The organism is Gulosibacter sediminis (assembly GCF_023370115.1).
Classification (GTDB): domain Bacteria; phylum Actinomycetota; class Actinomycetes; order Actinomycetales; family Microbacteriaceae; genus Gulosibacter; species Gulosibacter sediminis_A.
Genome location: NZ_CP097160.1, coordinates 1,615,928 through 1,628,545, shown reverse-complemented (window position 1 = coordinate 1,628,545; position 12,618 = coordinate 1,615,928). Strand labels below are relative to the sequence as shown.

The 12,618-nt window shown below is 70.9% G+C and carries 10 protein-coding genes; 5 read left to right on the top strand and 5 right to left on the bottom strand.

The window, feature by feature from the left end; all coding sequences use genetic code 11:
* Nucleotides 1-17 precede the first annotated feature (17 nt).
* Nucleotides 18-2,513: an ATP-dependent helicase HrpB gene (hrpB, locus tag M3M28_RS07525; protein WP_249385886.1), complete on the bottom strand. Its 2,496-nt coding sequence runs from the start codon at nucleotides 2,511-2,513 to the stop codon at nucleotides 18-20.
* A gap of 155 nt (nucleotides 2,514-2,668) precedes the next feature.
* Here hrpB and M3M28_RS07520 point away from each other — a divergent pair, with 155 nt between their 5' ends.
* The 3 genes from M3M28_RS07520 (at nucleotide 2,669) to M3M28_RS07510 (ending at nucleotide 5,505) form a co-directional block, all read left to right on the top strand.
* The gene (locus M3M28_RS07520) at nucleotides 2,669-4,150 is read left to right on the top strand and encodes an SPFH domain-containing protein (RefSeq protein ID WP_249385885.1); all 1,482 of its coding nucleotides are present in this window, start codon (nucleotides 2,669-2,671) and stop codon (nucleotides 4,148-4,150) included.
* A gap of 89 nt (nucleotides 4,151-4,239) precedes the next feature.
* Nucleotides 4,240-4,905: an alpha/beta hydrolase gene (locus M3M28_RS07515; protein WP_249385884.1), complete on the top strand. Its 666-nt coding sequence runs from the start codon at nucleotides 4,240-4,242 to the stop codon at nucleotides 4,903-4,905.
* A gap of 9 nt (nucleotides 4,906-4,914) precedes the next feature.
* Nucleotides 4,915-5,505, top strand: a complete 591-nt coding sequence (locus tag M3M28_RS07510; protein ID WP_249385883.1) for a DinB family protein — start codon at nucleotides 4,915-4,917, stop codon at nucleotides 5,503-5,505.
* Between the two features lie 164 nt (nucleotides 5,506-5,669).
* Here M3M28_RS07510 and M3M28_RS07505 read toward each other — a convergent pair whose 3' ends face one another.
* The 4 genes from M3M28_RS07505 to M3M28_RS07490 are packed head-to-tail and all read right to left on the bottom strand — an operon-like array spanning nucleotide 5,670 to nucleotide 11,178.
* Nucleotides 5,670-8,660 (bottom strand): AAA family ATPase, encoded by a 2,991-nt coding sequence (locus M3M28_RS07505; RefSeq protein WP_249385882.1) that lies wholly within the window; start codon nucleotides 8,658-8,660, stop codon nucleotides 5,670-5,672.
* On the bottom strand, nucleotides 8,657-9,820 hold the full coding sequence (locus M3M28_RS07500) for an exonuclease SbcCD subunit D (protein WP_249385881.1): 1,164 nt from the start codon (nucleotides 9,818-9,820) through the stop codon (nucleotides 8,657-8,659). The genes M3M28_RS07505 and M3M28_RS07500 overlap by 4 nt, the downstream gene beginning before the upstream one ends.
* Nucleotides 9,821-9,829: 9 nt before the next feature.
* On the bottom strand, nucleotides 9,830-10,297 hold the full coding sequence (locus M3M28_RS07495) for a hypothetical protein (protein WP_249385880.1): 468 nt from the start codon (nucleotides 10,295-10,297) through the stop codon (nucleotides 9,830-9,832).
* 41 nt (nucleotides 10,298-10,338) lie between these two features.
* Complete coding sequence (locus M3M28_RS07490) at nucleotides 10,339-11,178, bottom strand: DUF3097 family protein (protein WP_249385879.1); 840 nt, start codon at nucleotides 11,176-11,178, stop codon at nucleotides 10,339-10,341.
* A gap of 87 nt (nucleotides 11,179-11,265) precedes the next feature.
* On the opposite strand from M3M28_RS07490, the gene M3M28_RS07485 reads away from it, so the two are divergent.
* Together M3M28_RS07485 and ftsR are read left to right on the top strand one after the other, a co-directional pair.
* Nucleotides 11,266-11,760, top strand: a complete 495-nt coding sequence (locus tag M3M28_RS07485) for an FHA domain-containing protein (RefSeq protein WP_249385878.1) — start codon at nucleotides 11,266-11,268, stop codon at nucleotides 11,758-11,760.
* Between the two features lie 3 nt (nucleotides 11,761-11,763).
* Nucleotides 11,764-12,495, top strand: coding sequence for a transcriptional regulator FtsR (gene ftsR, locus M3M28_RS07480; RefSeq protein WP_249385877.1), 732 nt, complete (start codon nucleotides 11,764-11,766; stop codon nucleotides 12,493-12,495).
* Nucleotides 12,496-12,618 lie beyond the last annotated feature (123 nt).

Sequence of the window (12,618 nt, the reverse complement as noted above, 5' to 3'; positions counted from 1 at the left end):
CCACACACCGCGCCGTGTCACCGCCCCGAACGGGTGGTGCCACGGCGCGGTGGCGCGTTGAGTGGGTCTTCAGGCCACGGATGCTTCGGGTAGCGGCCGCGCATCTCTGCGCGCACCTGCGCGTACGGCCCCGACCAGAACGACGCGAGGTCGTCGGTGATCGCGAGCGGCCGTTGTGCGGGTGAGAGCAGGTGCAGCAGCACCGGCACGCGGCCGCCGACGAGACGCGGGGTGTCGAGCCAGCCGAAGCACTCCTGCAGTTTCACCGCGAGCACCGGCGGCCCGTCGGAGTCGTGCTCGGCGTACTGCACACGCACCATCGAACCGGTCGGTACTTCGACGCGCTCAGGCGCGAGCTCGGCGAGACGGGCGGCCTCTGGCCAGGGCAGCAGGCGCCGCAGCGGGTCGAGCAGGTCGATGGATGCGGCGGCCGAGCCGCGCGCGAGCAGGTCGAGTTCCGGCGCGAACCAGTCGTCGAGCCGGCCGAGCAGCGCGTCGTCGCGAACGTCCGGCCACGGCTCGCCGAGCGTGCGATGCAGCAGGGCAAGGCGACGGCGTAATTCGTCGGCGGCCGGCGACCAGCGCAGTAGCCCGAGCCCGACGCGTTCGAGCTCGCGCGCGACCGCATCCCTCGCCTCGTGCGGATTCGGCGTGTGCGGCGACGACGCGAGCAGAATCTCGCCGAGACGGGTCTCGCGGGTGGCCTTGACCCGACCATCCCGCCACTGCGTCACCGTTGTCGTGCGCACGAGCGGGCCGGCAAACTCGCGGGCCGACTCGGCATCGATCGGCACGGCGGCGCGGATCACGGCGCCCGAGGCGTCGGCCGTCGTCGCCCGGGCGGCCTCGGCGACCGCGAGCCAGTCGTGACCCGCGAGCGCGCTGCCACGCGGCAGTGCGGCGCCGGTACCTGAGGCGAGCTGGTAGCCGCCGCCGCGGGCACGGGCGAGCCGCTCGGGGTAGGCGAGGGCGATCACCTCGGCGAGCCCGGCGTCGTCGCCGACCGGCGCGGTGGCCGGGGCCTGCGGCACGAGCTCACGCAGACGGCGGGCGTCGTCGCGCCAGCGCTTCGCCGACGCATCCCGGCCATCCCGCAGCTGGCGCATGAGCGCCGCGAGGTCGCCGCCGGGCGCGCGTCGATCCGACTCGATGGCCGCGGCGTACTCGGCGGCTCGCGGCGCGCCGAGGCGGGGCGCCGCATCGAGCAGAGCCCGGGCGATCCGCGGATGTGCGGGGATGCTCGCGAGCTCGCGGCCGCGGGGCGTGAGCCCGGAGTCATCGAGCGCGCCGAGGTTGCGCAGCGTCGCCTGGGCTCGGCGCAGGGCCGCCTCGGGCGGTCGCTGCGGGAGGGGTAGCTGGCTCGCGTCGGGGTCGCCCCAGGCCGCGAGCGTGAGCGCGAACGGCGTGAGTTCGGCCGACGCGATCTCGGGCGTCGGCGCGGGCGCGAGCCGGGGCCAGTCGAGCTCGGCGTAGCAGCGCACGACGCGGCCTGGGCCGATGCGCGCGGCGCGGCCGGCGCGCTGCGTCGCGGCGGCCTGCGAGACTGACACCGTCACGAGCTGCGCCATGTCGCGGGCGAGGTCGATGCGTGGCTCGCGCGAGAGCCCGGCGTCGATGACGAGCCGAACGTCGGGTACCGTCAGCGAGGTTTCGGCGATCGCCGTCGCGACGATCGCGCGGCGCTCGCCGCTCGGGCGAAGCACGCGCTGCTGCTCCTCGAGCGAGAGCGATCCAGTGAGCGGCTCGGCGGTGACGCCGCGGGCGCGCAGGCCCTCGACGACCCGGTCGACCTCGCGCGCGCCGGGCAGAAACACGAGGGCGCTACCTTCGCCGGTCTCGGCGATCGCGTCGGCACTCACCCGCGTGACATGCGCCAGGAAGTCGCGCGTGACGCCGCGCTCGTCGAGGGCGCGCACGTCGCGTGGCGGCGGCGCCCAGCGCACCTCGAGCGGATGCGGTGCGACGTCGACCTCGCACGCGCGGGTGCCCGGCCCGAGCAGCTCCGTCCAGGCCGCGACGTCGAGCGTCGCCGACATCGCGACGAGCGTGAGGTCGTCGCGCAGCTGCCCGAGTTCACCGAGCATCCCGAGCGCGAGGTCGCTGTCGAGTGAGCGCTCGTGCACCTCGTCGAGGACGACGGCGTCGACGCCGGCGAGCTCAGGATCGGCGAGGAGCCGGCGCACGAGCAGGCCTGCCGTGACGAACTCGACGCGGGTATCGGCCGAAGTCCGCCGTTCGCCGCGCACCGAATAGCCCACCGCATCCCCGAGGCGCGTGCCGCTGAGCTGCGCGAGCCGACTCGCGGCGGCGCGGGTCGCGATGCGGCGCGGCTCGGTGACGATGACGCGGCCGCCGGCGAGTTCGGCGACCGCGGGTGGCACGACCGTCGTCTTGCCCGAGCCCGGTGGCGCGGCGACGACGGCCCGCGCGCCCGGCGCGGCGAGCGCATCGCGCAATTGGGGAAGCAGGGTGGCGGCGGGGAGGCCCCCGGCGATCCGCGTGAGGTCGAACATCCCTCCCAGTGTGCCGCATCGACCGACATCAATCTGCGGGGTGACGACGATACATCCTCTGCCCGTCGCCCGGCGAGCCGGTGGCGTGGGAGATTGGGAGCAACGATGCCCCTCCCCGGCAGCCGCATGCGCTGCCGCCTTTCGAAAGGACACCCGTGGACCTATTTACCGGAGCCCTCGGCCTGGTCATTCTGATCGTGGTGATCGTGATCGCGGTCATCGCGCTCATCGTGTTCATCATCATCTCGCGCACCTGGTACCGCACCGCCGCCGCCGACGAGGCCCTCGTCATCACCGGTAAGGCGAAGCGTGGCCAAGAGACCTCGAAGATCGAGGTGATCTCGGGTGGCGGCCTGTTCGTCAATCCGTTCACCCAGCGCTCCTCGAAGCTCTCGCTGCGCTCGCGCTCGATCGAAATCAAGCCGACGGCCCAGGCCGCGAACGGCGTCACCGTCGACGTTGAGGGCATCGCGCTCGTCAAGGTCGGCTCGGCGCCCGAGGCGATTCGTCGCGCCGCCGAGCGCTTCCTCTCGCAGGACCGCGCGATCGAGGCATTCACGACCGAGGTGCTTGAGGGTGCGCTGCGTGGCGTGGTCGCGACGCTCACCGTCGAGACGCTGATGAAGGACCGCAAGGCGCTCGCCGAGCAGATCGCCGAGGGCATCGAGGGTGACCTCGAGCGCCAGGGCCTCGTGCTCGACTCGTTCCAGATCCTCGGCATCACCGACCAGGGTGGCTACATCGAGGCGCTCGGTGCGCAGGAGCTTCGCCGCGTGCACCGCGAGGCCGAGACCGCGAAGATCGACGCCGAGCGCGCCGTCGCGAAGCGCCAGATCGAAACCGACACCGAAACGCTCTACGAGCGCACGGCGTTCCAGGAGTCGGAGGCGGCGTCGATGGCCAAGGTTGGCCGCGCGAACGCCGAGGCCGAGCAGGCCGAGGCGCTGCGCCGCGCCGAGCTGCAGCAGGCGGTGCTCGACCAGGAGGCTCAGAACAAGCAGTCGCAGCTCGACGCCGATGTGAAGAAGGTCGCCGACGCGAACCTCTACGACCAGGAGCGTCGCGCCGACGCGCAGGCCTACCAGCAGAACAAGGAGGCCGAGACGCGCAAGCTCGTGTCGGAGGCCGACGCCGCCGCCCGCACCACCGCCGCCCGCGGTGAGGCGACGGCCCGCACGACCGCGGCCGAGGCTGAGGCGACCGCTCGCCGCGCGAAGGCGGATGCGGATGCGCACGCGCGCCGCGTCGAGGCCGAGGCTGAGGCCGAGGCGATCCGCGCCGCCGGTGAGGCCGAGGCGGCCGCGCAGCTCGCGCTCGGTGAAGCGGTTGAGAAGCACGAGCAGGCGCTCGTCACGCAGCGACTCATCGACCAGCTCGTACCCATGGTGGCCGAGTTCGCGAAGGCGCAGCAGGCGATCGATGGCTACACCGTCATCACGACCGAGGGCGGCGCCGGTCACCAGGTCGCCGAGTCGGCGGCGACGATGCGCGCCCCGTTCGACGCGATCAAGAACGCGACCGGCATCGACCTCGGCGAGCTCATCCAATCGAGCGTGCAGGGCACGCGCACCGGCGCGGCGCTCGCCGACGGGATGCGCGGGACGGCTCCGGCGCAGGACGGCAACACCGCTGAGTAGTTCAACGAAGTGATAACGGCCCGCGCCAGATTCCCGCGCGGGCCGTTTTCTTCAGACAAGGCGCAAGCGGGCGGTGCTTGAATCGCGATATGACCACCTTGCACACCATTTCTCCCACGGGCCTCCGCGGTGGACCAACGCTGCTCCTCCTACACGGCTTCGGCGCGGATGAACGCGATCTGTTTGGACTCATCTCGCCGCTCGACGTGCCTCCGCATTGGGACATCCTGTCGATTCGAGCGCCACTGCCAGTGCCCGAAATGACCGGTGCGGCGTGGTTCCCGTTCGATCCGAAGACGAAGCGCGGCGGCGTCACCGAGGCCATCGATGCCCTCGACGACGAGGCGATCGAGAAATCGCTGCAGCTGCTGCTCAACACCCTCGATCAGAAGGTGCCGACGAGCAAGATCGTCCCGATCGGCTTCTCCCAGGGCGCCGTCATGGCAGCCGAACTGTTGCGGGCCCGCCCCGAGCGAGTGCCGGCGGCCGTGTTGCTGTCTGGCTTCGTGCTGCCGACCGAGAACAGTTCGGTCGAATCCGATGCGAAGCTCACCGAGCTCGAGCGCCAGGTGTTCTTTGCCTGGGGTGAGCAAGACGACTCGTCGATCTCGCGCGCCGCGTTCCAGCTCACCGAGGATTGGCTCAAGCGCCACACGAAGGCAGAGATTCACCGTTTCCCCGAGCTCGGTCACGAGATCTCGATGGACGAGCTGCGCGAGGTGCGCGACTTCCTCGAGCGGTTGCGCATCCGCTAGGCCGGTTCGATGATCAAGTCGGGACATGACTACGTGCGCGCAGCGCTTGCGCGCGGGCACGAGGCGCTGTGGTGGAAGTGCGCGGGGCTCGATGAGGCGGAGCTTCGTCGGCCGCGCACCGCGACGGGCACGAACCTGCTCGGCCTGGTGAAGCACGTCGCGATGATCGAGGGCGGCTACTTCGGCGCGGTGCTCGGCCGCGCCTGGCCGACGCCCGAAGAGCTCATCTCCGACGCTGACTGGGAGGTCGACCCGCAGGCCGACTGGTATGCCCGCGCGGACGAGTCGGCCGCGAGCATCCTCGATCTGTCGCATCGCGTCGCCGCCTTCGTCGATGCCGCCTTCGACGAACTCGAGCCGGATGCGCCGGGCGAGGTGCCGTGGTGGCCGCCCGAGCGCCGCGCGGTGACGTTCGAGGAGATCGCGCTGCACGTGCTCGTCGACCTCACCCGTCACGTTGGTCACGCGGACATCCTGCGCGAGGACGTCGACGGCGCCGTCGGTCTGCGCTCAAGCAACACCAACATCCCCGACGACTTCGACTGGGACGCCTACCGCGAAAAACTCGAACGCCTCGCAGAGGGCGCCGAGCGCACCTAGCCGCTCCGCGCCGCGACCGTGGCCGGCTTGCGCGGCCTCCGCGAACGCGCGAGTGCGTACACAAGATGCAGTTTTCTACGATCGCTGCAGTTACAACCGCATCCCTCGTAGAAAACCGCGTCGGGGGTGGGCGGATGCGTGGGGGCGGTGGGCCGGTGGGGCAGCTAGCTGGGGGAGTCGGCGTCGCGGAGGTCGAGGGTGCTGGAGCCGTCCTCGAGTTGGCGCACCTCGACGTGGGTGGGGATGCGCTCGTGCATTGAGGCGACGTGGCTGATGACGCCGACGGTGCGACCGGATGCCCGCAGATGGTCGAGCGTGCGCATCGCGACCTCGAGGGTATCGGCATCGAGCGAGCCGAAGCCCTCATCGATGAAGAGCGTGTCGAGCGCGATGCCGCCCGCCTGCGCCGAGACGACATCGGCGAGGCCGAGCGCGAGCGCGAGCGAGACGAGGAAGGTCTCGCCGCCCGACAGCGACTGCGGGCTGCGGTTGATCCCCGTGTAGATGTCGGCGACCTCGAGTCCGAGCCCCGATTGCGCGCCGCGGCGGGCGAGCGAGTCATCGCGCACGAGCGAGTACCGGTTCGAGGTGATCTCGCCGAGGCGCACGTTCGCCGCGATGATGATCTCTTCGAGGTGCGCCGCGAGGACATAGGCCTCGAGGTTGAGCTTGCGGTTGTTGTCGCCTCGCAGCTCACCCGCGAGCTGCTGACGCATGCGCGCCCGCGCGAGGGTGCGGTCGGCGCCGCGCAGGTGTGCGCGCCCCCGGGCAATGGCGGCGTCGATCGTCTGCCGCCGGGCCGTCGCCTCGCCGTGCGAACGCTGAGCCTCGCCGAGCGCGTCGGCCGCGCGCTGGGCCGCTTCGTTCGCTGGCGCAATATCGACCTGCTCGTCGGGAAGCCCCTGCAATTCGGGTTCGGCGAGCGTCGCGCGAGCGCCGTCGATGCCCGAGTCGTGGGCCCGCTTGCGCTCGGTTAGCTCGGCGCGGCGCGCGTCGCTGAGTGCCGCGGCCCGGGCGGCCGTCTCGTCGGCGAACTCGCTCGCCGAAAGCCGCTCAGCGGCACGCTCGGCCGCATCGCGTGCGGCCTCGCGGGCGGCCTCGGCGGAGCGCTGCGCCTCGATGACGGCGCCGAGCACGTCGGCCACGGACTCGACCATCTGCCGTCTGGCGCTCACCGTGTCGAACGTGCCGCGCAGTTCGCGCTGCTGTTCGGTGAGCGATGCGAGCTCGGTCGTCGCGGCGGTCGCCGCGGCGAGCTGCGTCTCGGCCAGCGTGGCGAGCTCGCGTTCGCGCTGCTCGTCTCGGGTATCGAGTGACCTGAGCTCCTCGGCAGCCTGACGGCTACGCGCGAGTTCGGTGGCCGCCGACTTGAGCTGCTTCGCGCGGGCGGTTGCGTCGCGGTGTCGCGTGGTGGCCTCATCAACGTCGAGGCCGGCCGCGGCTGCGGCGCGCTTGGCGAGCTCGGCCGCCACGGCGTCGTATGCGTCGCGCGCCTCGGCATCGGCCTGCTTCGCCGACTCGACGGCGGCCGAGGACGCCTCGAGGTCGGCGTCGGTGACCGGCTCGCCGGCCGCTTCGGCGGGGGAGGGATGCATCGTCGAGCCGCAGACCGCGCACGGTTCGCCCTCGACGAGTCGACCGGCGAGCTCGGCGGCGCTGCCCTCGAGGCGGCGGGTGATCAGTTCGCGGTCGGCGGCGGATGCGCGGGTCAGCGCATCGGCGGCCCGCTCGCGCCGCGCGAGGGCGGCGTCGCGGCGCGCGGCGAGGCCTGCGGCATCCTTCGCCGCGCGCAATTGCCCGGCGAGCGTCGCTACGAGCGCATTCGTCTCGTCGAGCTGCCCGGCCTTCGCGGTGAGCTCGGCGACGGTGCTGTCGAGTGCCCGAAGTTGCTCGGGTCGTTCGGCGCGGGCCCCGCGCAGCTGCTCAAGCTGTTCGCGCGTGGTAGCGAGCGCGGCGTCGGCGGCCCGCGCCACGCGCTCGGCTTGCGCGACCCGTTGGTCGACCGACTCACCCTCGCGGAGCGTGCCGAGGCGTTCCCGCAACTGCGAGAGCGCGGTCGTGCGCTCAGCGAGCTCGGTGCCGTCGATCAGGTCGCGCAGTTCGGCGGCGTCGGGCTGCGCGAGCCGGGCGTCGAGGGCGGCTGCGGCCGATTCGAGGGCGAGCGCGCTTGCATCGCGGGTGCGCTCGGCCCGCGCGCGGGCCTCGAGCACGGGCACGAGCGGCGAGGCGAGGCGGTCACGGCGTAGCGGTTCGGCGACCTCACGCGCGATGTCCTCGCGCTCGGCCTCGAGGCGTGCGAGCTGCGCTGCGGCGGACGCTCGCCGAAGTTGGCGCTCGTGTTGACGCTCGAGTTCGCGCAGACGCCGGGCTGCCTCGTCGTTCGCGCCGCGGGCCGACTCGAGGGTCGACGCGGCGGCGGTCACCGAGGCGGCGACCTCGGCGGCGAGCGAGGTCAGGGCCTCTTCGGTCACGGCGGTTTCGTCGTCGCCAAGGCCGAGCTCGCGCGCGACGCCCTGCAGATCGCGCTGCAGCCCCTGCCACTCCTGCGCGGCCTCGCGGGCACGCTCCTGCGCGAGCTCGCGGAGCTCTCGGTAGTGGTGGGTGCGGAAGAGCTTGCTCAGCAGCCGCTGGCGATCGCCCGAGTCGGCGTGCAGGAAGCGCTGGAAGTCGCTCTGCGCGAGCAGTACGACCTGAAAGAACTCGTCGCCGGTGAGCGGGAAGACCTGCGTGAGCTCGGCGGCCACCTCGCTCGCCTTCGTCGCGATGCCCTGCCAGTCGTCGGCTGCCGGGTCCCAGCGATCGAACTGCTGGGCCGCGCCCTGCACCGTGGTGCCCCCGGCGACGCGCTTCTTGCGGCGCTCGTACTCGGGCGAACGGGTGATGCGGTAGCGCTCGCCGCCGTGCTCGAACTCGAGTGTTACCTCGGTGGGGTCATCGAGCGAGGCGAAGGTGCTGCGCACCCGGCCCACCGAGCCGTCGTAGCGTGGCACGCTGCCATAGAGCGCGAACGCGATCGCGTCGAGCACGGTCGACTTCCCCGCGCCGGTCTTCCCGGTGATGAGAAACAGCCCGTCGGCGGCGAGGCTCGTGAAGTCGATCGCTTGCGCGTCGCGGTACGGGCCGAACCCGCGGAACTCGAGGTGGAGCATCCTCATCGCTGGGCCTCCTTCGCGCGTGCGGCGGCGAGCAACTCGTCGAGCTCGGTGAGCTCGGCCTCGGTCGCGGCCTCGCCGCGGATAAACTCGAAGAACGAGCGCAGGCGCTGCTCGTCGCTCGTCTGCTGCGCGAGCTGTTCGAGGTGCGACGGCGCGCCCTCGACCGGGGCGGGCGGGTCGTATTCGAGATGCACGGCGTGCGGGAAGCGGACGCGCAGGCGGCGCATCGCGTCGATCGGCCGGGCGACGTCGGTGAGCTGCGCCTGCACCCAGTCGCCGGTGACGCCGGCATGGGCATCGTCGGTGAGGAGCTCGTCGAGCTCGCCACGCAGCCGCGTCAGCGCGCGGGGCACGGGAAGCTCGAGCCACTGCGCGCCAGCGAAACCGTCGGCATCGAGGTCGACGAGCCACGCGCCGCGGGGTGCCCCGGCCTCGCTGAACGAGTAGTGCAGCGGTGCTCCCGAATAGCGGATGCGCTCGGTCACCTCGACGCGCGAGTGAATGTGCCCGAGGGCGACGTAGTCGAAGCCGTCGAACAGCGAGCTCGGTACGACGTCGATGCCACCGGCAGTGAGGTCGCGTTCGATGTCATCGCCCGGTGTGGTCTCGGGCACCCCCGACGCGAAACAGTGCGCGAGCACGAGGGTGCGCTTGCCCTCGTGTGCCGCCAGGTCGGCGCGCACGGCGTCGGTGGCCCAGCGCAGGGCATCTTCTTGCGTGCGCACCTCGTCGGCGCCGGGCAGATGCCGCACGAGCGCCGGTTCGAGGTAGGGAATGGGGTAGCAGCGCACTGGGCCGTGTTCGTCGCGCAGCTCAATGGGCGTGGCCGGCAGCGCGGGGTCGGCCGAAATGTGGATGTCGGCGAGCTTCGCCCAGGCCGACGGAAAGCGCAGGCGGGCTGCCGAGTCGTGGTTGCCGCTCGACACGACGACGGTCGCGCCAGCCGCGCGCAGGCGCTGCAGCGCCGCGGCCAAGAAATCAAAGGCGATCGCGGCCGGTGCCGCCGAGTCGAAGATGTCACCCGCGATGACGACCACGTCGACGCCGTGCTCGGGCACGAATTCGGTCAGCGCACCCAGCACCGCCTCGAGGTGGTCGAGGGTGGATTCGCCATGGAAGGTGCGGCCGATGTGCCAGTCAGACGTGTGCAGGATGCGCATGCACGCAGGCTAGCGCGAGCCTGCGACATCGATCTCGCGCACGCCAATGAGCCGCCGCGCCTGGGCAGTCACGAGCCAGACGAGCACGACGAACAGCACCGCATCCGTCGCAATATAGAAGTAGTGCGCGTACGAGCCGCCCTCGCCGCCGGCGAGCACCGCATCGGTGTGCGCCGCGAGCAGCGGGCGAATCACCGCGAACTTCAGCACGAGCAGCGCAAACGCGGCGCCGGCGAGGGTCCACGAGCGTAGTTCCGCGCGGCTGCGCCACAGGGCGACCGCGAGCACAAGCGCGAGGACGACCTCGGTGATGTTCATCGCGAGAAACACGAGCCGACCGATGCCGAGGCCGAGCGGAATCGTGATGCCGGGCGCCTGAAACTTCAGCGGCGCCTCGATGAGGTCAATAGCGATGATGAGGCCGAGCCAGACGGCCGGAAGAATGAGGCGCAGCGCCTGCCACACGCGAATCGACATGCCGTTAACTCTACGCTTTGTCGAGATCGTCCGGCCGCCGATCAGGTGCCCGGGGCCGTCACGAAGTCGATGAGTTCCTCGACCCGGCCGATCACCGACGGCTCGAGGTCGTTCCAGTTGCGCACCTGCCCGAGGATTCGCTGCCAGGCCCGCGCGATATCGGCCTGCTCCTCGTGTGGCCACCCGAGATGCGCGCAGATGCCGTGCTTCCATGACTGACCGCGGGGGATGTTCGGCCACTGCCGCATCCCGAGCCGCTCGGGGCGCACGGCCTGCCACACGTCGATATAGGGATGACCGATGACGAGCACCGAGTCGCGACCGAACTTCGCGGTGATGTCGGCCGCGATGCGCGACTCCTTCGAACGCTCGACGAGGTGGTCGAGCAGGATGCCCGCGCGGCGCGGTCCGCCCGGCGCGAACTCGCGCAGCACCTCCTCGAGATGGTCGGCGCCCTCGAGGTATTCGACCGTGACGCCCTCGATGCGCAGGTCGTGGCCCCACACCTTCTCGACGAGCTCGGCGTCGTGCCGACCCTCGACGAAGATGCGGCCGGCGCGGGCGACCCGGGCCCGGGCGCCCTCGACGTAAACCGAGCCGGAGGCGCTGCGGGTGGGCGTCTTCGGCGCGGCGGCGGCGAAGGTGAGCACCACCGCGCCGTCGTCGTCGAAGAACATTTCGTGCCGCGGAAACTTCTTGGTGGCGCCGTCGGCGTCGCGCAGCGTCACGGTCTCGCGATCGGCCGCGGCGAGCTGCCCGTAGAACTCTGTCACCGGATCCTCAAGCCACATGCCCTTGCGCGCGGTAACCTTACGGGGGCCTTTGGGCTTGCGCGATTCTCGTAGTTGCGCGATCGGATCGCTGTCATACCGCTCATCCATAGTGAGCGCGAGTTTACTGGGCCTGCGCCCATCATTCGTGATTTGGCGTGCGTTAAGCTAATTGCTCTCATCGAGCAGGAGGAATACATGTCGCAGAACGACGGGTGCGACCTGGAGCACCCCCGCGGTGACGACGCACCGCAAGGAGAGCAGTCGTCGACCATGTCGTTTACGGGTGACTTCAGCGCTCAGCTCGCCGCACTCATCGCCGGTGGTGTGAGCAAAGAGGAGATGGATTCGATCGGAGCCCTGCCTTCGGGCTCGGCGCTGCTGATCGTGCGCCGCGGCAGCAACGTTGGTGCCCGCTTCCTGCTCGACACCGACCTGCAGATCGCCGGCCGCCACCCGAATGCCGAGATCTTCCTCGACGACGTCACGGTGTCGCGCCGCCACGCGGAGTTCACGCGCACGGGCCGCACGTTCCAGGTGCGCGACCTCGGTTCGCTCAACGGCACCTATTACAACGGCGAGAGCATCAACCAGGCCCAGCTGACGAATGGTGGCGAGGTGCAGATCGGCAAGTACCGACTCACTTTCTACGCGTCGCCGCTCGACGTGCCGGGCACGCAGACGGCGCAGTAGTCGATGGCAGCGTCAACTGCGGCGGCCGCGTCGAGTGGCGCGACCCCGAAGCTGTCGATCGGGCAGGTATTGCAGCGCCTCGGCGCCGAGCACCCCGAACTCACCCCGTCGAAGATTCGATTCCTCGAAGAGCAGGGGCTCGTGCATCCTGCCCGCACCGAGAAGGGGTACCGCAAGTACTCCGACCAGGACGTGCAGCGAATCCGCGTCGTGCTCGCGCTGCAGCGCGACCACTATCTGCCGCTCAAGGTGATCGGCGAGTACCTCGACGCGGTCGACCGCGGCGAGAACCCGAAGGTGCCGGGCGCGACGTCGCCGGCACGAGCGAAGGGCGAGGCGGCCGCGTCGGCCGGCCTTGGCATCCTCGAAACCGGGCTCGAGCTGCGCCGGGATGAGCTCCTGCAGCGCTCCGGCGCGAGCCGCGACCTGCTCGAGGCCGCGCACACCGCCGGCCTCATCGCGCGGGCGATGCGCTACGGCGAAGACGAGCTCGTGTTGCTCACGACGCTCGTCGAACTCGACGGTTCGGGCATTCAGCCGCGCCACCTGCGTCCCTATCGTTCGGCGGCGCAGCACGACCTGGGCCTCGTCGAGCGTGCTATCACGCCGCTCAAGCGGGGCAAGGATGCGGAGGCCTCGGCCCGCGCGCAGGAAAAGGCCGACGAACTCGCGACCGCGCTCGAGCGGGTCCGCTCGGCGCTGCTGCGGCAGGGCCTGCGCGACCGTCGAGGCTAGCGCTGGGGCCGCGGGCCACGCCGCAGATTACGGTTTGGTCTCACCCTCAACTTGAAGTTGAGGGTTTCGGCGTGCCACTCCCGGTGACGTGGTTTTCTTTGACACGATCTCATCGTTGTAATT